The organism is Asticcacaulis tiandongensis (assembly GCF_006475605.1).
Taxonomy (GTDB): Bacteria; Pseudomonadota; Alphaproteobacteria; order Caulobacterales; family Caulobacteraceae; genus Asticcacaulis; species Asticcacaulis tiandongensis.
Map to the genome: position 1 here is coordinate 1 of NZ_SSBC01000024.1, position 22,803 is coordinate 22,803.

General features: G+C 56.4%; 20 protein-coding genes and 2 pseudogenes. 6 read left to right on the forward strand and 16 right to left on the reverse strand.

Annotated elements, in window-relative coordinates; genetic code table 11:
* Nucleotides 1-246 (reverse strand): recombinase family protein (locus tag E5201_RS14470; RefSeq protein WP_140987164.1); only part of this gene is annotated, 246 nt, incomplete at its 3' end.
* 95 nt (nt 247-341) lie between these two features.
* Between E5201_RS14470 and E5201_RS14475 the strand changes: the two are divergent.
* A pseudogene (locus E5201_RS14475) lies at nt 342-3,213 on the forward strand (Tn3 family transposase).
* Here E5201_RS14475 and E5201_RS14480 read toward each other — a convergent pair.
* Nucleotides 3,210-3,605, reverse strand: a complete 396-nt coding sequence (locus E5201_RS14480; RefSeq protein ID WP_246050817.1) for a TonB-dependent receptor plug domain-containing protein — start codon at nt 3,603-3,605, stop codon at nt 3,210-3,212. The pseudogene E5201_RS14475 and the gene E5201_RS14480 overlap by 4 nt on opposite strands.
* A 167-nt stretch (nt 3,606-3,772) precedes the next feature.
* Here E5201_RS14480 and E5201_RS14485 point away from each other — a divergent pair.
* Nucleotides 3,773-4,102 (forward strand): annotated as a pseudogene (locus tag E5201_RS14485) (integrase core domain-containing protein); the annotation flags it as partial.
* 206 nt (nt 4,103-4,308) lie between these two features.
* Here the strand turns inward: E5201_RS14485 and E5201_RS14490 are convergent.
* From E5201_RS14490 to E5201_RS14555, 14 genes are read right to left on the reverse strand one after another with little or no spacing between them, the layout of a single operon-like run.
* Nucleotides 4,309-5,739: an LPD7 domain-containing protein gene (locus E5201_RS14490; RefSeq protein WP_140987166.1), complete on the reverse strand. Its 1,431-nt coding sequence runs from the start codon at nt 5,737-5,739 to the stop codon at nt 4,309-4,311.
* A gap of 10 nt (nt 5,740-5,749) precedes the next feature.
* On the reverse strand, nt 5,750-5,932 hold the full coding sequence (locus E5201_RS14495) for a hypothetical protein (RefSeq protein ID WP_140987167.1): 183 nt from the start codon (nt 5,930-5,932) through the stop codon (nt 5,750-5,752).
* Nucleotides 5,932-7,953, reverse strand: coding sequence for a type IV secretory system conjugative DNA transfer family protein (locus E5201_RS14500; protein ID WP_140987168.1), 2,022 nt, complete (start codon nt 7,951-7,953; stop codon nt 5,932-5,934). The genes E5201_RS14495 and E5201_RS14500 overlap by 1 nt, the downstream gene beginning before the upstream one ends.
* Entirely contained in the window at nt 7,950-9,068 is a 1,119-nt protein-coding gene (gene virB11 / locus E5201_RS14505; RefSeq protein WP_140987169.1) for a P-type DNA transfer ATPase VirB11, read from the reverse strand. Before virB11 ends, E5201_RS14500 begins: the two co-directional genes overlap by 4 nt.
* Nucleotides 9,043-10,383 carry a type IV secretion system protein VirB10 gene (gene virB10, locus E5201_RS14510; RefSeq protein ID WP_140987170.1) on the reverse strand — a complete coding sequence of 447 codons (1,341 nt, stop codon included), beginning with the start codon at nt 10,381-10,383 and terminating at the stop codon, nt 9,043-9,045. Before virB10 ends, virB11 begins: the two co-directional genes overlap by 26 nt.
* Nucleotides 10,380-11,198: a TrbG/VirB9 family P-type conjugative transfer protein gene (locus tag E5201_RS14515; RefSeq protein ID WP_140987171.1), complete on the reverse strand. Its 819-nt coding sequence runs from the start codon at nt 11,196-11,198 to the stop codon at nt 10,380-10,382. Before E5201_RS14515 ends, virB10 begins: the two co-directional genes overlap by 4 nt.
* Nucleotides 11,195-11,932 (reverse strand): VirB8 family type IV secretion system protein, encoded by a 738-nt coding sequence (locus E5201_RS14520; protein WP_140987172.1) that lies wholly within the window; start codon nt 11,930-11,932, stop codon nt 11,195-11,197. Before E5201_RS14520 ends, E5201_RS14515 begins: the two co-directional genes overlap by 4 nt.
* Before the next feature lie 2 nt (nt 11,933-11,934).
* On the reverse strand, nt 11,935-12,726 hold the full coding sequence (locus E5201_RS14525; RefSeq protein ID WP_140987173.1) for a TrbJ/VirB5 family protein: 792 nt from the start codon (nt 12,724-12,726) through the stop codon (nt 11,935-11,937).
* Between the two features lie 7 nt (nt 12,727-12,733).
* The gene (locus E5201_RS14530) at nt 12,734-13,741 is read right to left on the reverse strand and encodes a TrbL/VirB6 family protein (protein WP_140987174.1); all 1,008 of its coding nucleotides are present in this window, start codon (nt 13,739-13,741) and stop codon (nt 12,734-12,736) included.
* Between the two features lie 10 nt (nt 13,742-13,751).
* On the reverse strand, nt 13,752-14,075 hold the full coding sequence (locus E5201_RS14535; RefSeq protein ID WP_140987175.1) for a hypothetical protein: 324 nt from the start codon (nt 14,073-14,075) through the stop codon (nt 13,752-13,754).
* A complete protein-coding gene (locus tag E5201_RS14540) occupies nt 14,072-16,510 on the reverse strand; it encodes a VirB4 family type IV secretion/conjugal transfer ATPase (protein WP_140987176.1) in 2,439 nt (812 codons plus the stop codon). Before E5201_RS14540 ends, E5201_RS14535 begins: the two co-directional genes overlap by 4 nt.
* Before the next feature lie 3 nt (nt 16,511-16,513).
* A complete protein-coding gene (locus E5201_RS14545; protein ID WP_140987177.1) occupies nt 16,514-16,834 on the reverse strand; it encodes a VirB3 family type IV secretion system protein in 321 nt (106 codons plus the stop codon).
* Between the two features lie 3 nt (nt 16,835-16,837).
* Complete coding sequence (locus E5201_RS14550; protein ID WP_140987178.1) at nt 16,838-17,140, reverse strand: TrbC/VirB2 family protein; 303 nt, start codon at nt 17,138-17,140, stop codon at nt 16,838-16,840.
* A 9-nt stretch (nt 17,141-17,149) separates the two neighbouring features.
* Nucleotides 17,150-17,818: a lytic transglycosylase domain-containing protein gene (locus E5201_RS14555; protein WP_140987179.1), complete on the reverse strand. Its 669-nt coding sequence runs from the start codon at nt 17,816-17,818 to the stop codon at nt 17,150-17,152.
* A 343-nt stretch (nt 17,819-18,161) separates the two neighbouring features.
* On the opposite strand from E5201_RS14555, the gene E5201_RS14560 reads away from it, so the two are divergent.
* The 4 genes from E5201_RS14560 (at nt 18,162) to E5201_RS14580 (ending at nt 22,579) form a co-directional block, all read left to right on the forward strand.
* Complete coding sequence (locus E5201_RS14560) at nt 18,162-18,413, forward strand: helix-turn-helix domain-containing protein (protein WP_140987180.1); 252 nt, start codon at nt 18,162-18,164, stop codon at nt 18,411-18,413.
* Entirely contained in the window at nt 18,413-19,741 is a 1,329-nt protein-coding gene (locus E5201_RS14565; RefSeq protein ID WP_140987181.1) for a type II toxin-antitoxin system HipA family toxin, read from the forward strand. The genes E5201_RS14560 and E5201_RS14565 overlap by 1 nt, the downstream gene beginning before the upstream one ends.
* A 188-nt stretch (nt 19,742-19,929) precedes the next feature.
* Nucleotides 19,930-20,232 (forward strand): HigA family addiction module antitoxin, encoded by a 303-nt coding sequence (locus tag E5201_RS14575; protein WP_181404665.1) that lies wholly within the window; start codon nt 19,930-19,932, stop codon nt 20,230-20,232.
* A gap of 211 nt (nt 20,233-20,443) precedes the next feature.
* Entirely contained in the window at nt 20,444-22,579 is a 2,136-nt protein-coding gene (locus E5201_RS14580) for a ParB/RepB/Spo0J family partition protein (RefSeq protein ID WP_140987182.1), read from the forward strand.
* Nucleotides 22,580-22,803: the final 224 nt, after the last annotated feature.

The following is a 22,803-nucleotide window of genomic DNA, read 5'->3' on the forward strand; positions in this document are numbered from 1 at the left end:
GATCGTAGATCGTCCCCATCGGGAAAGTTCGGTGACCAGAACCAGATCGATGCCTCTGGCCTGGGCGAGCGCCATGACCTTCTTCCGTTCGGCTCGATCCAGCTTCGCTCCGGAGCTCGTCTCTTTGTAGACACCGGCGATCGTGTAGCCGGCACGCTCGGCAAAGGAAGTGAGATCTCGCTCCTGTCGTTCACAGGACTGATCAGCTGTCGAGACACGGCAATAGATGGCGGCGCGCTGTCCCAATTGAACCCTCGTGGATTTTTGTGCCGGAAGACCTTGATTTGTAGGGGCCAATTGTTGTCCAAAACAGACTAAACTTCAATGGGGACAATTCTGGTATGCCACGACGACATATTCTCACCGAGCGACAGCGCTCGGCACTCTTCGACTTGCCAACCGACGAATTGTTGTTGCTCAGGCATTACACACTGGCCGACGACGATCTGGAACATATCCGTGAACGGCGTAGACCGGAAAATCGGCTCGGGTTCGCTTTACAGCTCTGCGCCCTTCGTTATCCCGGTCGTGCGCTGACACCCGGCGAGCTGATCCCGCAAGAAGTTCTGTCCTTCATCGGAGCGCAACTCGGTGTTCCGGCCGATGCGCTTCTCACTTACGCCACTCGCCGCCAAACTCGTCAGCAGCATATGGAAGCCTTGCGCGAGATTTACGGTTACAAGGCGTTCGCAGGCCGTGGCGCCCGCGATTTGCGAGACTGGCTTTTCGATCAGGCCGAAGATGCCAGGTCCAACGAAGATCTGGCGCAGCGCTTCGTCTCGCAATGCAGGAAAATGGTGACGATCCTGCCAGCGGTGTCCACGATAGAGCGCCTGTGCGCGGATGCTCTCGTTGCCGCCGAGCGACGCATCGAGACACGAATTGCCGACCGGCTCGACCTTGATGCGCGTGAGCGCCTGGACGGGCTTCTGACTGAAATGGTGAACGGAAATATCAGCCGCTTCATCTGGCTTCGCCAGTTCGAGGTCGGCAGCAATTCCGCGTCAGCGAACCGCTTGCTTGATCGGCTGGAGCTCCTGCGCGGTCTGAAGATCGATCCTCAGATCCTCGTGGGTATCCCGCCACACCGCATCGCGCGCCTGTGTCGGCAAGGCGAGCGCTATTTCACTGACGGGCTGCGCGATCCTCGCCGTTTGCGCCGTCGAATGGGAAGCGGCAATTGCCGACGCCATCGTCGAGACCCACGACCGCATCGTCGGGAAAACCTGGCGGGAAGCCAAACGACTTCATGACGAGCGGATTGCCAGTTCCAAAGCGGCCGTCACTGATACGCTTCGCGCTTTCACGGCGTTGGGAGCCTCATTGCTGGAAGCCCGCGACGATGGCGTTCCGCTGGAAAATGTATTGGCGCGATCAGCTGAATGGCATCAACTTGAACAATTGGTCGCGGCAGGGACGCAGCTTACCAGCACGTTGGCAGACGAGCCACTCGCTCATGTAGGACAAGGTTATCATCGCTTCCGTCGATATGCTTCAAGGATGTTACGATGCCTGAGGCTCAAGGCCGCGCCGGTAGCCGAACCATTGATTGTAGCTGCGAAAGCCATCGGTGAAACGCGTGCGCCGACACCAACCAGTGTGTCCTTCTTGCGACCGAATTCGAAATGGCATCGTCATCTCCGCGCGCAAGATGGGAATGACAACCGCTTATGGGAGGTTGCGGTCCTCTTCCATCTTCGCGATGCTTTCCGATCGGGTGACATATGGCTCGATCATTCCCGCCGATACGGTGATCTCAAGCAGGTCCTTGTACCGTTAACCTCGGCGCAGGCAAACGCCAAGCTGGCAGTTCCCATTGATCCTCAAGCCTGGCTGACAGATCGCAAAGCCCGTCTTGCGGACGGTTTGAAGCGGCTGGCGCGTGCCGCTCGGGATGGGACTATTCCCCATGGCAGCATCGAAGATGGAACGCTGCGCATCGATCGGCTCACCGCGGACGTTCCCGAAAACGCAGAGGAGCTTGTTCTCGATCTTTATCGTCGAATGCCGGCGGCGCGGATCACGGACATCTTGCTGAAGGTTGATAAGGCGATTGGCTTCTCCGACACCTTCTCCCATCTGAGAACCGGAGCGCCATGCGCCGACCGGGTCGGCTTGCTGAACGTCCTTCTCGCCGAAGGACTAAATCTTGGCCTCCGAAAAATGGCGGAAGCTTCAAACACACATGATTACTGGCAGCTCTCGCGCCTCGCCCGCTGGCATGTCGAGAGCGAGGCTATGGACCAGGCGCTGGCAATGGTGGTGACCGCGCAGGGGAAGCTTCCGATGTCCCGGTTCTGGGGCACGGGCACGACTGCATCAAGCGATGGTCAGTTCTTCCCGTCGGCCCGGCAGGGCGAGGCCATGAACATGGTCAACGCCAAATACGGCAATGAACCCGGGCTGAAAGCCTACACCCACGTCAATGACCAGTTCGCGCCGTTTGCGTCACAGACGATTCCCGCAACGGTCAGCGAAGCACCGTACATCCTCGACGGCTTGCTGATGAATGAGGCAGGTCGGCAGGTTAGAGAGCAATATGCCGATACGGCCGGCTTTACCGATCACCTCTTCGGCATCAGCGCCATGCTTGGCTATCGCCTCATCCTGCGTATTCGTGATTTACCATCGAAACGGCTCTACGTGTTCGCCCCCGCAGCAACGCCGAAGGATTTACGCGGCCTGGTCGGCGGCAAAATCCGGGAAGAGTTGATCGTCGCAAATTGGCCTGATCTATTCCGGTGCGCCGCCACGATGGCTGCCGGCAAGATCAGGCCGAGCCAGTTGCTCCGGAAACTGGCGTCCTATCCCCGACAGAACGATTTGGCGGCGGCTCTGCGCGAGATCGGACGCGTCGAGCGCACTCTCTTTATTATAGAGTGGATTCTCGACACCGATATGCAGCGGCGCGCCCAGATCGGCCTCAACAAGGGCGAGGCTCATCATGCACTCAAGAATGCCTTGCGCATTGGCAGGCAGGGTGAAATCCGGGATCGAACCACGGAGGGGCAGCATTACCGGATCGCTGGGCTGAACCTGCTCACGGCGATCATCATTTACTGGAACACCGTCCATCTCAGCCACGCCGTGGTCGAACGACGAAACGAGGGCCTTGATGTCCCGCCCGAGCTCTTAGCCCATATCTCTCCTCTGGGCTGGGCGCACATCCTGCTCACCGGCGAATATCTCTGGCCCACGGAGGCAAACGCTTAGGGTGTCATTCCGCCCCGAGCCGGAACCGACCCCAGAAGCGTGTAGCGCCCCTTCATGCCCTGCATCCGGATATTGGAAGCCCCCAGCGACGGCGACGTCACCTGCACACGGATACCGGGCGTTTCGCTGACCAGCATCGCTATGTTGCCGGGCATCATGGCGATCTTCTCTTCGATCTCATCGCGGTTGATGACCTCGACACGGATCGGCTCGTCCTGAAGCTTGCGCCCGGCGCGCGTCGCCTGGACGATGACTTCCGTCACCTCGTCCTCGTCGTGCTCCTCATGTTCTTCGCGGCTCTGGGCGGACACTGACGACGCTGCTGACAGCGAGAGCGCGGTGAGCGCGGCAAGCGCCGTGCTTCGGGCGAGAAATTGTTTGAAAGTACGCACGATCGACCTCGGCAAATGAATACGTGCCGGGCCATACAGTCTGTAGCTACTAGAGGGTCAAGAGTGTTTCTGGATATGGACCGTAAATCTGACAGCGACATCCCAGTCGAGGCCGTGCTTCACTCCGCCCCTACCGTAATCCGGTGCCCCTTTAATGTGCAGAGGCCTGTAAGCGCGTTGGCTACCCAAGGGTCATTCGGGTTGATCAAGGCTCGGAATTTATCTCTCGTGACCTTGACCTCTGGGCCTACCAGAAGGGCGTCACGCTCGACTTCTCGCGGCCCGGAAAGCCAACGGACAACGCCTTTATCGAGTCTTTCAACGGCAAGTTCCGGGCGGAGTGCCTGAACGCGCACTGGTTCATGAGTCTTGACGACGCCCGCGAAAAGATGGAGTCTTGGCGTAAGGACTACAATGAAGTCCGCCCCCATAGTGCCATCGGCAATAAACCCCCGATATCACTCGTTTCCGGCCCAGCGGTGCCAGCCGCACCCTGAGCCCTAACCCCCGGAAGTTCCAGTTTCGGGTGGCCAAGAAATGGGGAGCAGGTCAGCTGCCTCCGCGCGCGGAGGCAGCAGTATTTTACAACAGCTAAATCTGTAGATTGAAACAATCAATCATAAACCAAATACTGACAGTTGAAGCTCAAACAGAGTCTGATATTAACTTATAATTTCCGCGTTTTACCCTTTCCTCCTTACGCTTATATCATCTTTTCCTGAGAAGGTCGTTGAGGTAACTTGACAGGCTGCGGCACGATCCGACTTGGTAGCCCCTTATCATAAATTTTCAGTTTTGAGGGATTGTCCGCACTCTTTACTGCCTCATTAACACGAACCCTGGCATCCTCACGCAACCGGTCGAACCTTGCCGCGTCCCAACTATTGCGGATAACCTCTTTTGTTTCATAGCCAACTATCTTACCGACACTGTCCTGAACGGGCATATCGACCGTCACAGGCTTCTGTCCCGCGAAAGCCAGAACGATCTTATCACCGACCTGTGCACCTGATGCCTCCACAGCCCTTGGCAGGTCAACACCCCAGACCTTTGACCTTTTGCCCTGTTCGTCTTCAAGGGTGACAAAATGGCTGTGCTTTTCTCCTGTTTTATCCTGATAGGGCGCGGTGCCGGTTTCCACCAGTTTACCCACATGGATACGACAGTTCCGAAATCGCTCAGTGGCCAGTTCTTTGGCTCTGGCTATAGCTTCGGGACTGTCACCGCGATCAGCCATGACAGTCTCCAGTATCTGGACAATCTGTTGCTGGCCACGGGTGAGTTCAGGACGCGGCTCATTACCGGCAGCTATGTCTTTCCCTTCAAACCCCTTGCCGGTCTTTTGAGCACGATCAACACCGGTGCTATGACCCCTACCCTGCCGATTATACTCTGTCTTCTGGTCTTCCAGACGGGCCAGATCGATCCTGTCCGGTTTATAGCCCTTGACCTTCATGCCGCGTAATTGTGTTTGCAACCAGGCTTCACGTTTAAAGTCCTGCGTACCGGTCAGATTGATATCGACCCACCCCCGTGTTTCCGCCAGATCCAGCATGGAGGTGATGACGGCGGGGTCCTCCAGTCTGGTGACCAGCTTTTTCTCTTCGGCGCTGAAGGCCAACGCCTGATCCTTGTCACGGAAGTGATAGGTATCCCCCGCGATCAGATAACGTTTGTGCAGGTTTTCCAGCAGCATTCTCTGGCGATCAGCCTGTTTTTGGGCCTGTCGATCCTCAGAACGCTCTGTGGCCGGTTCAGAGGGAGACGCAAGGTCAGAGGTTTGCTCTGCCCCTTCCATGTCTTTCTCGCCCTGTTTAAGGCCGGAGGCTGCTCTCGCCCGCCGTTTCCGGCCTATAGCATCGCTTATTGTATTGTCGGGGTCTGCCGGTCTGTCCAGTGCCGGTTGTTCGGCTTGCCGCTCTTTCTCGTCAGGGACATTCAGATCCCAGATACGCAAGGCGCGGTTGGGATCAACGCGTGCGATCTTCGCCAAATCCTCACGGATCAGGGAGACACGATTATGGAGGCTTTCACGCACATCCTCATCAGGCGATTCCATGTGCGCCCACGGCGTTTCTTTCAGCCGTTGAGCAACAGAGACGCTCAACGCATCAATATCCGGTTCCTGTGCCATGGTTCTGCGCCTATTGTCCGGAAGTGGCCAAAGAGGCGTCAGTCCGACCGGCTTGCGGCTTCGACAGTTCACCCACAGTTTCGGGGCTGTTGGCCGGACGCTTATAGGTGCCCAATGGTGCCTGTGGCGCGGCAGAACTGCAGGCTGTCAGATACAGGCTTGCCATAAGGATGAGGGTCAGTCGGGCTGTCATCAGGCCTCCATCAGGATTTGGTTCGGGGTTTCGTCTTCGGGGATATCGCCGAACATCTGCAACATGACCGCCTGTGTATCGACGCCCATGGCTTCAAAGGCCCCGTCAAGCATCCGGTTCAGATCGTCATCTGTTGGATTCACAGAGTCATCCAGTGCAGGGATTTTCGACAGGTCGAGGTCGAGTGTCTTCAGATCAATGCCGTCATCAAGCGTCAGGGGCCGCAGGCGTTGCTGCACCCTGGCCAGATGCGTGTCGATATCCAGTACCGGTACCGGCATAGCCAGTTCGCGTTTCACAAAGGCAGCATTTTCAAACTGTGCCCTGTCCGGAAGCCCCTTTATGGCACTCAAGGCAGGACTGAGCGCTTTCAGACGATCCATGAAAACAGCTTCGCTGTAATAGCGCGCCTTCTCGCAGCGGATCGGTCGTGTATTCTCGCAGATAATGATCTGTTCTGCTTCCGGCAGTTCTTTGAGTTCCTGCGGCAGCATCAGGGCGCGGCGCTGGTCTGAGGTGTTTTCACTGTTTGAGCCGCCACCATTCATACCGCGATTGGTCGAGCGGCCCTTACTGGTGGCCTTGAGCGTATAATAGCCCAGCATCTCGCTATAGGCATTGGCGTCTCTCTGTTCCCGCGGGGTGAACAGCACCTGCATGGCATGGTTGGTGATCAGGGTGCGGGCGTCATTCGGACCATAAACGGATTCAAGCTGGGCCACGCTCTGGATGATGGTCAGCAGACGCAGATTATATCCGGCAATAAAGGCATTGGCCTTCGCCACAATCCCGATCCGGCCCATGGCCGTGAACTCATCGAGGATCAGCAAACATTGCAGCCGGTGTTTGTCTTCAGAGGGCAATGTCTTCGTATTGACGTTAATCAGCTGACTGAAAAACACGTTGATCAGAAGCGAGGCCTCCGCCAGCCGGTTCGGCTGGATACCGATATAGATGGTCATCTTCCGGTCGCGCACTTCACTGATGTCGAAATCACTCGCCGAGGTCGCCGCATCGACCAGCGGATTGGCGAACAACACCAGAGGCGCTGTGAAGGTGCTGATGATATTGGCCAGCGTGTTTTCAGAAGCGCTCATAAACCGGTTAAGCGCATTCAGACAGTCGGCCGAATAGGGCTTTTCCGTAGCCACCCGTGCATTGATACGTTCGGCCAGATAGTCCTTCAGGCCCTTCCCCTGACCGCCGGACTGACGCAGGATTTCGCCTAAGGTCAGAGGTAGTTCCGGACTTTCCATGATCATCAGCGCCAGACCGAGAAACAGGTTTTTGGCACTGTCCTGCCAGAAGGCATCCTTGTCACCCGCCACACTGGGATAGAGGCCTGAGGCCAGTGTCAGCAGATCCCCGACACGGAAATGCTCATCGCGACTGATACCATCCAACGGGTTCCAGCGATGGGTGCGCCCGTCTTCGGCAAAGGGATTGAACAGATAAACCGCCTGGCCATGTCTGGCCCGGAACTTCGAGGTGAGAAGATAGTTTTCCAGCTTGATATCCAGCACCACACAGGATTGCGGCCAGTTCAGCAGATTAGGGATGACGAAACTGACCCCCTTGCCCGAACGGGTTGGTGCGGCCAGAAGACAGAACTGTTGCCCCGGAAACTGCAGAAACCGCCCCCGATATTTACCGACAATGATGCCGGCATTCCCCGTCAGTCCGGCTCTCGCCACATCGGCCGGTGCGGCAAATTTCGCAGACCCGTGCAGTTCGCGGCTGTCACGACTGAGCGCAACCGACAAGATAAAGGCGGGCATGAAGGCGACTATGCCACCAAGGAAGATACTCAGAAGTAACAGCCCCCTCTGCCGGTCATCCGCCCAATAGGGCTGCACATAGGACAGCCATGTTCCGATCGTCACCCCCTGAGGCAGGGTCTTGTGCAGCAGGAAGAACAGACACCCGGCCAGCCACAGGGCGGCCAGGACAGCGAGGATCAGGTATAAAACCACACCTGTCGCGATCAGACCCGTGATCCACGGTTTGCGGCGCTGGCTCAAAGCACTGCCTCCGGCCCTGTTGTCACCTGACGGACACCGAAACGGGTGTCCAGTTTAGCCACCGGATCGTAATGCACCTCGCTGACAAACCGGAGTTTGCGGCGTTCACCATTGGTTAGAGTGACGATCTCACTGCGCATATGGACGACAATATCCAGCGTCAGTGTAACCAGCCGTTTCAGACCCTCCGCATCAAAGATCGCCGCATTCGGATGCTCCTTCGCCATCAGTACATAGCGCTCAAAGGCCAGGGCACAGCTTTCGGCATGATAGGAGGTGATCGACCCGCTGTGGCCGGTCGTCAGAAGTTTGAGGAAATCAAACGACTCCGAACCGCGCAGTTCGGCCAGCAGCACACGGTCGGGCCGCATACGCATATTGGCGGCGATCAGATCGGCGGGTGTCACCTTCGCCACCCCCTGCCCACCTTTTGAATAGAGGAGATGTACCTTGTTCCGGTGAGACGGCAGATCGATCTCGCGTACATCCTCGATGGTGACGATCCGTTCATCGGGCGGAATGTGCTGGCACAGGCTTTTCATCAGCGTGGTCTTGCCACTGCCCGTATCCCCGACAATGGCCATATTGCGCCGCCCCTTAACCGCGCTGGTCAGAAAGGCTTTCAGATTGCGGGCAGCCAGATGCGCCACAAGTTCCCGATCGACCGTTGCCAGTGCAGGCGACGTACTATCAGGCACGGCCCACACAAATCTGTCAAACGCCCCTTCTGTCTCATAGTCATCCAGTGCGCGGATAGTCCCTGACGGCAGACGAATGGACAGGCTGATGGTTTCCGGCGCAACGGCAGGCGGCACCACGATCTGTACCCGTTGACCATCGGGAAGGATCGCCGACAGGATCGGATGACGCGGGCCTATGTCCTGATCGGTAAAGGTGGCAATGGCCCGCACCAGACTGTTCAGACGCTCCGCTGACAGGTCAGAGACCGTTTGCGTGTGCCAGTCGGCCCCCTGCTCGAACATCACCTCACCGGGACGATTAATGACGATCTCCGTCACGCCCTGAAGCCGGAAAAACGGCTCCAGTGGGCGCAGCAGTTCCCGCACCGCCGTATCGCGGCCGAAGGCGCTAGTCTGCACGGAGTCTGTAGACATTGGAAAAATCCAGATCGCGCGCCACATAGATCACGCCCCGATCGCCCTGATTTTTATAGAGGGTCGGCGGAATATTGATCGACTGCTGAAGCACGCGATCCGCCATGGTGTTACCGGTCTGGGCCGTATTGCCAAAAACAACGGTTGAACCGCCGGACTTGGCCTGCTCCTGCGCAATACCATACTGGATGGCGTCCTGAACGGTCGATAACAGGAAGGCCGCTCCGATGCGTTCCCACCAGTGGTTATCCACCTTACCTGTCATGCCGGTCGACCCCAGTTCATCGGCCGCAGGGGAATCCAGATTAATGACGACACCCGACGGTGTGATGATCCGTGTCCAGACCACAAACAGGCGTTTCTGGCCCAGGGTCGCGCCTGAGCGATATTCCCCTACGGCCTCGCTGCCGCGTTCGATCAGCACCACCTTGCCCGAGGCCGAATAGACATTCTGTGTCACGACACAACTGGCCTGTCCGGCCAATGACGAGTTGATGCGCATCGACAGGCCACAGTCTATTGACCGGCCCTTTGGCAGCAGCATGTGGGGGTTGGTGATGCGTGTGGCCTGTACCAGAGGCGTACGCGACGGGATCAGTTCAGCCTCCAGCGTACCCGAGCGCGGTGGCGCGGTCAGGAGACCTTCCGTACGGGACTGCGCCACCGTGGCCTGTGTGGGTGGTATAATGGCCATCATCTCAGTCGCCAGACCTTGTTGCGTTTGGCTATATGTGCCGTCATTAAGCATCATGAAACCGTCCGGCGTCTGCACAAGACGCTGCGTGTCTGGAACACTACCGGCCGGAGGCTGATAAGCCTGCCCCGCTACCGGAACAGATTGCACCGGAATTGGTTGGGTCTGTGCCGGTGCGTGACGCACAACCTGACCGTCGGGGCAGACCCTGACAATCTGACCATTGGCGCTACGGACGGCCACACCATCGGCGCCGCGCAGTTCATTGCCCGGTGATCCGTCACGACACAGCGGCTGAACATTACCCGTCTGATGGGTACTCTCCCCCGGCAAGGCCGGAGGGGTTTCGGCATCAAATGTCATGCTTACCGGCGCGTACGCCTCTGTTGCCGGTTTGGTTCCAGAGCCAGACAGCTTCGCTTTCAGAACATTGAGCGACAGAAGGCCTCCGACCAGCACGACCGCCGCCACGCCACCGATCATCAGCAGCGGTCCGGCCTGCCCGTTCTGGCGGCGGCCCTTCTCATTGACGCTGACTATCTCTTCAGAAGAGGTGTCATTTACAGAAGCAGTGCCCTTTTCCGGCAGGGAAGACAGAGGGCCGGTGTTTTCCGTGGTCATTGGGCCTCTCCCAGAATTTCACGGCGTACACCGGCAACCGTTGTACCGCCTACCGGCGCTACACCCTGCGGATCGAAATCTTCATTCCAGACGGAAACGACGGATTTCCCCAGACGCAGGACAAACCGGCGACCGAGTTTCTGCACCACCATGTGATCGTCCTGCATGGTGAAGTTGACGCGGGCTTCCCTGCCATCCGAGCCGATGACAAAAATGGTCGGCAGTTCACTGTTCCCCGGAAAGCGGAAATAGGTGAACACCCCGTCATCGAAGACGGCTTTGGGTGTGATGTCCGCGCCCTTACCGTTGGATTGCAGGGTGTAGTTGAGGTTCCGCGCCACGGGTTGTGTGCCTTTAAGACGATCTTCGACCACGGCAACTTCATCCGGCGGGGTGTCGGAGGGTTCCGGCAGCGCTTCCGTCTTAGGGTGCCGGATGATGACCCGATAGGTGGTCGTGGCACCGACCATCAGGTCGATACTGTAGTCCCGCCGGTCGGTTTTCAGCTCCAGATTATTCTTTGACGCCCCCGTCTTGGGCTTGACCCACACTTCATTGGCATTGGCATCAGCCACTATGCACCAGACATGGGCCTCATTATCGCATTTTGACGGAATACCTGTTGCGGCGGCAACGATCTTCTCGCCGCGCTCCAGTACGATACGGGTAACGACCGCGCGTGATACCGGCACAGCAATCACACCCTCTTCGATATAGTCCACGCTGCGGATGCGCGGATCAGTCGGCACAGCCGAAGCGGCTGAGGCGACACCCGCCGTCAGACTACCTGCCACTATCAAAGCCAGCGCTCTCATCGCACGCCCTCCGTTCCCGGCAGGTTCACCGGCACACCGCCAATCTCGGGATCAGCGCGGAAGGCTGTGACCGTAAATCCCAAGGGATTCTTTATCAGATCCTGTTCCTTACCCGTCCGCTGCGGGTGATATTCATAGGTCAGGGTCGCGATGTAGCTTTCCGGCGTGGCAAGATTGTTTGTCTGGAGATCGCGTTGCTGCACCCTGTAACGTACCACAGCCTTCTGGCTTACCGCGTCAGGCGCCAACTGAATGGAGGTGATGGTCACCTTGCGTTCAATGGTCGGCCCCCAGACCTTGTTTACAGCATTCTCGCCGCTGAATCGGGCGGCATAGGCCTGCGCCACGCGCGGTGCTGAAAACGCCACCGTATTGTCGAAATCCGTCTGCAACAGTTTCCAGTCATAGGATTCATGGGCCAGCACATAGGCATTGGTAAAATGCTTGTCGAGCACGTCCTGACTGGCCGTAATCTGCCTCTGTCCTGCCGCATCCATCAGTGTCAGCTGGCCGGTTTGCTTGTCTATCGAATAGACATAGGGCACGACCCGTTTCAGGGGCAGAAGGCTGACTATGGCCACGACCAGAATAGCCGTGATCAGGCACAACACGAAGGTGATCAGCCAGGCCCGCTTCTCGCTTCGCTCAATGCGGGCCAGACGGTCAGATTCCCAGTCAAGCCCCGCACCGAAAAAGGCCTGTGCCTGTTCAGGCTGTACAGTTCGCTTAAGCATCGTCACTCTGCCTTGCCGGACGGACGCTGATAGCTGACCGTCGTGAAATCAAAACCATTGAGAACGGACGGCTTATTGGTCGCCATCAGGGCGTTTGTGCGCTCGGCCTGCGCCTGGATCGCAGCGCGGCGGCTGGATTCAAACATGGCGTTTGCCATCAGAATCTTGTTCTGGTCATTGGCAATCTGGGCCTCTTCAACCGCCAGCCGGGCCTGTAACTCCGCAATGGCTTTGGGATCCTGTGTCTGGTTGATCTGCGCCCGCAGACTTTCTATCTGCGTTGTGCGCTGGGTCAGCATCACCATCGTATCCTGCTGAAACGCCATTGCCTGAGCGTTCTGGTTCAGCAAGACCTGACAGGATATACGGGCATCGGGATTGGTAATGTCGCCGCAGTCATAGAGGGCAGACGCGTTACGGATCGTCAGGGCCTTGCCGGAAAGCAGGCCCGTGGCATTCAGGGACTCCAGCGTGTTTGACAGATCCGTCGGGATCAGGTGACGTAAGCCCGGATTATTAAACAGGTCACCGAAACCCCGTGCGCCGGTGACAGCATCCACCTGTGCCCTGACCGTGTCATAAGTGGCTTTGGCCTGCTCAAGGCTTTGACGCATCTGGTTATATTGCTGCGTCCAGGCCTGTACCTGTTTGACGGCCTGCGCATAGTTGGTCGGATCATAAACAACCATAGCCGCCGCAGAGGTCGAAAGCGCCGCTATGAACAGAGCGCATCCGGCTATGATCGCCGGTTTAGGTTTCCTGAGAACAGACAGAGTCCGGGCGTAAAGTGTCATGGATCACCTATTTGTTGAGATATCTTATGGCGTTGCGACGGTAGGCCGGCACTGCACCGCCGGAGGTCGAATTACGACCGCTCTGGCGACTGGCATTGCCACCGGCTGGCTGCATAGAACCGCCACCGCCTTGCGAAGAACCGGATGGGGAACGGCGGTTGAACCGCGGTAATCGCGGGGCAGAAATATGTGGCATGGGTGAACCGCCCACCAATGACGCCGCCAGCATGGGGATGTAGCCCAGGATAAAGCCGAAGGCGACGGACAGGATTAGGATTTGCAGCATATCCATAAAAAGCGCCGTCTCATCAAAATGGGTAACAATGTTTTCTGTTACTTTCTGTAGAAAGAGCGTGCTGATCGCCAAAATCATACCCGCCAGTACCTTAATGATGATGGTATTCATGGCGGCCGATAGCCAGGCATCGGCCAAGCGCTGAATAGGCGGGAATATCAGTGTCACGATGAATGCCGGACCAAGAGCGATAACCAATACGCCAGCAACCTTCCCCAGCATCAGTACGCAAACCGCAAAGCCAAAAAATATGCAGGTCGCAATCGCCAGTATCAGTACACAAATGGCCACGCCGAAGTTCGGAAGTACGCCGCCAAAACTGTCGGCTTGCATATGTTCCAATAGCTTCTTCCCCAGTTCGAGAAACTGGTTCAGTGTGGCATCCAGTAATTGCCCGCCATTAGTTGCGCCGGTTGTCGCCTGTAAGAGGCCGGACTCGATACCGTGCAATCCGCCAACAATATAGGTATTAAAACTGCCGGCGCTTAAAGCTACACCTGCAACCAATGACCATTTGACTACTTTCCACACGGATGAGTGCAAACTGTCTTTTGCTTCGCCGCGCATTACGGCATAGCCGATCAGCATGATGTAAATGACGATACCGGCGGCGACGACCGGCGCGAGAATGGCACACAGATTGGCAACTGTACTGCTCACAAAGCCCGCAAGCTGGGAGTCCATGCCGTTCTCGAAACTCTCAAGAAAATGAATAGCCATCAGCCGCCCCTTAAGGTTTCGGTTTCACGGGATTAGAGGCAGACTTTTCCTTCGGGCGTGGGACTAATCTCGCCTTTGCACGGATATTGGCTTTCCACTGGCTATCACAGGACTTGCCTTCACAATCCCATGCATCCCAATATTCACGCGCCTGACGAGGGTAGATTTCCAGCCATTTCTCACGGGTGATACCGGCTGTTTTTAAACCACGATCAGAGGTTACGCCGTCAAACTGAACGTCGTTGAGGGCTGACCGTCTTGCCTGTGCCGGATACAGCTGCGCCGTAAGTGACAGGCCTGCAATGAAAACAACAGTGAGATATGCCTTCTTCATAAATCCACTCTCCTATGTGCACGTCTGTGAACCTCATTCAGGAATACCGGCAGCCAGTTTTCCGGCGCATCGCCGGTCATCTGCCGGACCTCATCGAGCAGGTTCACGTTCTCGGTCGTGCCGGACAGTACGGTCAGAACGTCGGTCATGCCCGACAGATCAAAACGGCAGATGGCGCTGGTCTGGCCCTGCTTGACCAGAAAGGTGCGTGAGGTTTCACCTAGATTGCGGATCACCTCGAATTCGGCTTCGCTGAGCTTGAACCCCCCGACATAGTCAGACCGGTCAGCACGCGGATTGGGCAGATAGATCTGCGTAACGCTCTGCTCAACCATTGTCTTGCCGATCGGATGGGTCAGCACATCAGACGGGCTTTGCGTCACAAACAGCCCGAGACCGTTCTGTTTGCGGATGGTTTTCTGCTTGTTCAGGGCGAAGTCACTGAAATGGCTGTCCATCAGCGGCTTCCAGAACTCCTCCATAATGTAGAGGAATGGCTGGCCATTGATCAGGTTCTCCGTGACATGCAGCAGATAGGCCATGACCGGTGTTCTGACTTCGGGATCATCAAGGAATTCCGTGTAGTCGAACCCGAACACCCGACCCGTGCTGAAATCCAGTTCATCACGATCATTATCGAACACCCAGCCGAGTGTATTGCCACGCAGCCATTTGCGAAGGCGTGCCTGTAAGGAGTTATCGTCTATGGCCGACAGATTCTGACAGACCAGAGACAAACAACGGACATCGCGGCTGACATGATCGCTCATCGTCGTTCTGACCGCATGGGCGATTTCATTTTCGTCACGTGCCGATACGTCCCCGCCGACCAGCAGCTTCACCAGCCGCTCACAGAACTGGATATTGTCCTCGGTCGGTTCCAGCCGGAACGGATTGAAGCCGGTTGGCTCACCACGTTCCAGAGCGCGATAATTGCCGCCCAGCGCGCGAATACCGATCTCCATGCCCCGATCCTTGTCGAAGCACACGGCACGAAGTCCCTGATATTTTAAGGCGAAGGCCAGAAGTGCTGTCTGCAGTACGGTTTTGCCAGAGCCAGTCGTGCCGCAAATGAAGGTGTTGCCTGCAAGGGCTTCACCGGTAGCATCCCGGCTGGCCGGTGACACATGAAAGTTGAAATAATAGGGCTGACCACTGGGCGTCTGGAACAGCGCCAGCGCTTCGCCCCACGGATTACCGTTACGTTTGCCCGTCTCAAAATTATGAAACGGCGACAAGCCTGCGAAATTGCGGCTGGTCAGCTTGGCCTCACGCGGGCGTAAGTCCCAGTTGCCGGGCAGTTGCGCAAACCAGGCCGCCTCCGGTACCACGTCGATCACCGACATCTTAAATCCGGCCTGATCCTGCAGGACGGCTCTGGCCTCGGACATGGCCTTGCCGAGCGCATCCTGTGTCTCCGTCAGGATGGCCAGTGAATAGTGATATTCCCCGACCTCGATCTGACCGGCGATCAGATCGTCCAGCGCTTCGGTAATCTCCACGATTTCCGTCTCGGAGGCATCTTCCGCTGCGTGCATCTGTCCGCGTTGCCGCTCCAGCGCCGATTGCGCATCACGCCGGTTAAGGATCGAAAACGACTGCGTCTCGATATATTCAAAGTCCGAATAGAGAACCGCATTGGCAATGCCGCTTTCTGTCCATTTGGGATAGTCAGCGAAGTCCAGAAATCCGGCAAACCGTTGGGCTGCGGGATGAACGATCTGCAAGCGCCCGTTATGGTCACCAAAGTGTAGGCGGCTGGTCGCCAGATACTGGTCTATGCTGGCATGACGTATGGGAATATCTTCCCAGACGCCGTTCGTCAGATAGCCGAAAAAGGTCAGAAGGCCTGAACAGGTAACATCACCTCTGGCATAGGTGGTCAGGCGTTCCGGCCGGTACGGCGCCATCGACCGTTCCACCATCTGGGCAACGTCCTCAAGCCCGTCCAGTGCTTCAAGGGTCTGCGCTCTGATCTCCTGAAGGCTACGCTTCTGTCCGCCGAACAGATTGCCGAAGATATTGGGAATCTTCCCGGCGTTCGGGCGATAGACGACACTTAAATAGAGTTCCGTCCGCATCTGACGATGTGTGTCAAATCGGCGGTAATAATCTTCCGACAGTTTGCGCGCGAAGGCATTGTCATAGTCTCCGCCCAGACGCTCATATACCTGCCGTCTGACCTTGTGAGACCACAAGGCCACCTGTCCACCATTAAGGCCGCGTAGCAGATTGGTCAGGCTTTCCTTATGGGCGGCAATGTCCGCCTCATCCTGTGACTCGAAGCTGATCCCGCGTAATTTCCATGTGGCGACCAGATCACCTGTGCGGCGAAGCTGAATCACATCGGGCCGCAGATGGCTGCCGAAGGGAATATAGTCCCCCACCGGCACCTGATCGGTAACCGCTGTTTTGAGTCTGGCTTTGGGCTTCATGCTCTAACGTCTTTTGTATTTTAGCGGCGTATAGGTCAGCGCCCCCCAGTGGCGGCGACTGCCCTGCATACGCGCCCGCATTCGCAGGCGCACGATCAGCTGGTTCAGGCGCTGGTCATCCTGTCGGGTGAGCATCCGCATCCAGACATAGACCGGCAGATAAACGGCTATGATCAGGATCGTCAGATAGGCGTTCACAAACAGGGCCAGCATACCGAGAAGCACCGCAAACCCCGTGAGCAGAATAAACGGCGTCATCGGCACGCCGAAGAACATCGGCGGGCGCGTGCAGCCTCTGAACACGGGGTCGCGGTACGAAGTCATATGTCAGGTGCCCGAACCGCCGGAGAACAGCTGCGGGCCGATAGCCGCCGCACCGCCCACCAGAATGCCCCCGAAGAAGATGTGCGCGACTTCCGACCATTTGGCGTGCTGGAACATCATCTTGATGCCGACCCACATCAGGGCGATGATGATGATCACCACGCCCACACCGGTAATTGTGGTTCTGATCCAGTTAAGGCCTGAGGTCAGTTGCGCCATCTGCGCATAGGCAGGTGTAGCGCAGATCAGCGCGAACCCCACAAGTGAACCGAAACGGGCAATTTTGTGACGCGTAAGAGTATCCATAATATCTCCCTAGAAGAGCAATGCCGAAACCGGCTGATCTGATAATGGGGTTGAAGGCGGCTCATGATTTGACGCCGAAGGAGGCGTACTGGCATCAACCGACGAGACAAACAGGGCGTGCCCTTTAGGCGCCGATGCCTTGCGGGTGTCCGCAGCGACCCTCAGACTTCGAGGTACAGATGTCTGAACGGAAAGCCGCGGCACAACCGGAGCGGTTGCAGGTGCGAGATCAAACAGACTTAGTGGCGGCTGCACAGATACAACTTTGGCGACATATCCCAACCTGTAGCCTGCCGTGAAATTACCGGTGTAATAACAGGAGAAAGCGTCCGTTAAAGCGGTCGCGGAATGACCGGCACGGCGGTAGCAGTCCTCCAGAATCTGCGCGCCTGCCCGCAAGTTGGCACATACGTCAAAGCCGGTTCGCCACGTCAGACCATAGCGGGCGAAGTTCTTCTTATTCACCTGCATCAGGCCTATGGAGTAGTTATATCCTTTATTTTCAAGCATTTCTGCTGTCGCCATAGCCTCTGCCAGGGTCTTTGGCTGACGTTCAAGGCGTGCACCGACCACCCCGATAGCATAGGGGTTGAAACTCGATTCAACCGATGCAATCCGGTGCAGGGTATCGATATGTACGTTAGGCGCGCAAAGCTCCGCCATTGCCGCGAAGTCCATGCTCGCCAGCTACCTTCAGATAAATTGCAAGGGTGTGAACGCTACTGTTGCGAGAACCTAAGCATAGAGATTCCGTGATGCAACATCTAATGCAACCAATTCGCATTTAATCCACAGATTGTATTATAATACTTAGAGTGGATCATTTGTGGAAGGTGGTCGTAAAGTGACTTTGCCAATCTGGCCTAGGTATGCAGGACTTGACAATCTTGCAGATGCGCAGATACGCAAATGCGCATAATTCCCATTTATTCTATTTTCAACATATTATCACTTTATGCCGAAAGAAGAATATTGCGGTATTATGCGATTTGCGGCATAATGATTGCGAGGAGATACTATTATGACCGCGCTCGCTCGATCCGCCATTCAGGTGGGACAAATCATACAGGCACACCGTAAAGCTCAGGGCTTGAGCCAGACAGATCTCGCCCTTCGCACCGGTTTGCGGCAGGAACTGATCTCACGCATCGAAAACGGTCATGAGGGTGCCAAAGTCGGTACAATCTGCGAGTTGCTGGCGGCACTTGATCTGGAGATGACCATAGGGCCGCGCACAAAAAGCTCCGCTGCCGATATCAGGGATATCTTCTGATGGGCCGGCGCAAAATCCATCGCCCCCTGAACATCCTTATCAATAACCGTCTGGTTGGGCGGCTGGTAAAAGACTCCGGTGGAGGGATATCTTTCCAATATGACGAAAGTTGGCTGAACTGGCCTCACCACTTCCCGGTGTCTTTGTCATTGTCCCCAAGGCCATCAGCCTATCGGGGCGAAGCCGTGGTCGCTGTTTTTGAAAACCTCCTGCCCGATAATCCGGATGTGCGTCGTCTGGTGGCAGAGAAAACCGGTGCACAAGGCATTGACCCTTACAGCCTGCTGGAACAGATCGGTCGCGACTGTGTGGGCGCGATGCAGTTCCTTCCGGATGATATTGCTATCAGTGCTCTGGAACCGATCACAGGTGAGATAATAAGCAATACAGACATCGAAACCCTGCTGGCCAATCTCACCCGCACGCCATTGGGTATAGATACCGACCATGAATTCCGCATTTCTGTGGCTGGCGCACAGGAAAAGACCGCCCTGCTCTTTCACGAAGGTCAGTGGAAGCGGCCCACCGGCACAACACCCACCACACATATCCTCAAACCGCAACTGGGCGAGATACCCACCCCCTGGGGTTTGATTGATCTGTCCAACAGCGTCGAGAATGAACACTACTGTCTGAAAGTTCTGGAAGGCTTCAGCCTTCAGGTCGCCCAAACCGAAATCGCCAGATTTGGTGACCGAAAAGCTCTGGTCGTCGAGCGATTTGATCGGACATGGGTAAACTCTGACAGGCTGCTGCGCTTGCCGCAGGAGGATTTCTGTCAGGCCCTATCCATACCCCCCGCCCGCAAATACCAAAATCAGGGCGGCCCCGGCATTATCGATATTCTGAAACGGCTGGGGGGCAGCGATGATCCCCTAAGGGATCAGGCGGCTTTCCTCAAAAGCCAGATAATTTTCTGGCTGATAGGGGCTACAGACGGACACGGCAAGAACTTCAGCCTCTTTCTGCGCCCGGGCGGACGTTTTGAACTCACGCCTTTTTATGACGTCCTGAGCGCCCAACCCGCCTTTGATGCTAAACGGATACCCCATAATAAATATAAACTCGCCATGAGTGTCGGGGACAGTCGAAAATATGAGCTTTTGCGTATTCATGGACGGCATTTTGTCGAAACCGCAAAACAGGCCGGTCTTGGCCCCACTATCATCAAGCAGGTGATTGAAGACGTGCAGCGTGATGCCCTGCCCGCACTTGAGAGAGCCATCAACCTGATGCCTTCAGGCTTCCATATCGATATCCATGAATCGATCAGGGCCGCAACAATAACCCGCCTACACCAGTTGGAAACCGCCGATGAGGCGCTGTGATAGAACGGCGGTTTATTAAAAACTTTTGTCCGCTCATATATATACCATGACAACTACCAATTATGGATTGAACGAACTGACGGTAAACCGAAAGGGAACCTGATCACTGACGGTGACAAGAAACTGGCGTCTGACCTTTCGTATAAACGACCTTGGTGCGCTGATCGATATGAATTTGGAGGACTATCATGGCTCTTAAGATGCACCCGTCCCTCGCCATTCATGTGGGTGACTGGCTGAAAACAGAAATTGTCGATCCAACAGGGCTGAGCATTACATCATTGGCGGAGCACTTTGGTGTTTCAAGGCAAGCACTGAGCGCATTGCTCAACGCCAATGCCAACCTGTCTGCTGACATGGCTATCCGTTTTGAAAAGGCCTTTGGGATTAAGGCAGACACGCTTTTGTGTATGCAAACGGCCTATGAACTTGCACAGACCCGTGCCCATGAGGACGACATCAAGGTCAAGCGCCTCGCTGTTCATAGGTAAAGGTCCCATAGAGTGCCGTTTGTGTATGGATGCGCAGAACAAACGTAAAGCGATGACTGTCGCTCTTACCCATCAGTCTGTGGATGCGTCCTTACTCCTGTAGTTGGCCCCTGCGTTGGGCACCATCAAGAGGAAAAGGTCAGGGAAGATTTCCGTGACGGGTTGGAGGTTGAGAGAGAGGCTCTTGACTACCCGTCATGGAGTTAAGCCCATGAACGCTGCTGTTCAGAAAATCGTTCTGTCTTCCTCACGTGACATCCCCTTCAACAAGCTGGTCCTGTCTCAGTCCAATATCCGCCGCGTCAAGTCCGGTCTATCTGTTGAGGAACTGGCTGAGGATATTGGCCGCCGCGGCCTGCTTCAAAGTCTGAATGTTCGCCCTGTGCGCGATGATGCCGGCCAGGAGACCGGCCAGTTTGAAGTCCCCGCCGGTGGACGGCGGTTCCGGGCGCTAGAACTGCTGGTCAAGCAGAAGCGTCTGGAAAAGACCGCGCCCGTGCCTTGCGTCGTGCGTGAGCTTAATACCGATATTCTCGCTGAGGATGACAGTCTGGCGGAAAACACCCAGAGACTTGCCCTGCATCCGCTCGACCAGTTTCGCGCTTTTCTGGATATGCGGACAAAAGGCATGACCGAAGAAGCTATTGCGGCAGCCTTCTTCACTACGGTTCAGGTTGTCAAACAGCGCCTGCGTTTAGCTTCTGTGTCCCCTGCCCTGCTTGTCGCATACGAAGAAGACGAAATGACGCTGGAACAGCTGATGGCATTTACCGTCTCCGGGGACCATGCCCGTCAGGAACAGGTCTGGGAAACCATCCGCACAGGCTGGCAGAAAGACCCTTATCATATCCGGCGTATGCTGACCGAAATCTCGGTTCCCGCCTACGATCGTCGTGCCCGCTTTGTAGGCATCGAGGCTTATGAGGCCGCTGGCGGTGAAGTTCTTCGGGACCTGTTCCAGGGGGACAATGGCGGCTGGTTACAGGATGTCGGTCTGCTTGATCGCCTGACCAACGACAAACTCAAGGCTGCCGCCGATGAGATCGGCGCCGAAGGCTGGAAGTGGATTGAAGCTGCCGTGGATTTTCCCTACGGCATTGAGAACGGCCTGCGTCGTCTGTCAGCCGATGGTCCCCATTATACAGAGGCCGAACAGGCTGAGATGGAAACCTTACAGGCGGAATATGACGCTTTTCACGAAGAGTATGAAAGCTGTGATGAGTTCCCGGGCGAGGTTGACCAACGCCTCGGCGAAATCGAGGCGGCTTTGGAAGCCTTCGATAACCGCCCCGCCATCTATGCCCCTTCTGATATCGCCATCGGCGGGGTTTTCCTGAGCCTTGACTCTGAGGGCGGCCTGTCCATCCGGCGCGGCTATGTCCGGCCTGAAGATGAAGCTCTGGCCAATGCGCAGGAAGCAGATATGTCTTCGACAGAAGCGCATCACACCTCTCTCTCAGTCGATCAGGCACCTGCTATTACCATCGACGGGCAATCAGCGTCTGCCGAAGACGAGGACGAAACGACACTCAAGCCCTTGCCGGAGCGACTGGTTATAGAACTGACGGCTCACCGGACGCTGGCCTTGCGCGATAATGTGGCCCATCATCCGCACGTCGCCCTGACCCTGCTTCTGCATAAGCTGGTATCGGACTGCTTCCGGCACAGACCGGATACAGGGTGTCTGGAAGCCAGTATACGCTCTGCAAGCTTCCCGTTTCAGTCTGATGACCTGAAGGAAAGCCTGTCTGCCCGTAATATCGCTGAACGTCATGAAGCCTGGCAGTCGGATATCCCGACCGGTGATGAGGAACTGTGGGATTGGCTGAACGGTCTGGATGATACCACAAGACTAATGCTGCTGGCACATTGCGTTTCTTTCGGCGTTAATGCCCTGCACGAAAAAGTCAATCCTTACGGGGCCGGTATCAGTGCGCGCGGACTACAGGGACGCTTTGCCCATGCTGATCGTCTGGCTCAGGCGACGGGTCTCGATATGGTAGATGCGGGATGGCGACCGACGGTGGCGAATTATCTTGGACGGGTCACTAAGCCCCGGATACTGGAAGCGGTGCGTGAAGGCGTTGGCGAACGCCCTGCCCAGCTCATTGAACACCTGAAAAAAGGCGATATGGCCGTTGAGGCGCAGCGCCTGCTGGCAGACAGTGGCTGGTTGCCGGACCTTCTCCGACTTCCGGCAGGTCAATATGACAATAGCGCTTCGTCGGACACTAATGACATCGCTGAAGACGAACCCCTCCCCGCCTTCCTGTCAGACGACTCCGGGGACGAAGAAGAGTGTGCCGGCGAAGACGATGAGGACGTTCAGCACTTCGTCACACAATAACATTGATCTGGCGCAGGGGTGGCTTTGGTCACCCCTGTTTGCGTTTCTGTCGCCCCATTTCCTGTAAAGGTAACCATCAGGGTCGTGGCACCGCCTATCTCATCAGGACATTAGATGACACTTCCGGCCCCGGTGGGGCTGAAACCACCCCGCTCTTTGAGGCCATACCCTGATTTCCTTCCGTACTTAGACGATCAACCCTTAAAGGGTCTGCTACGCCAGCG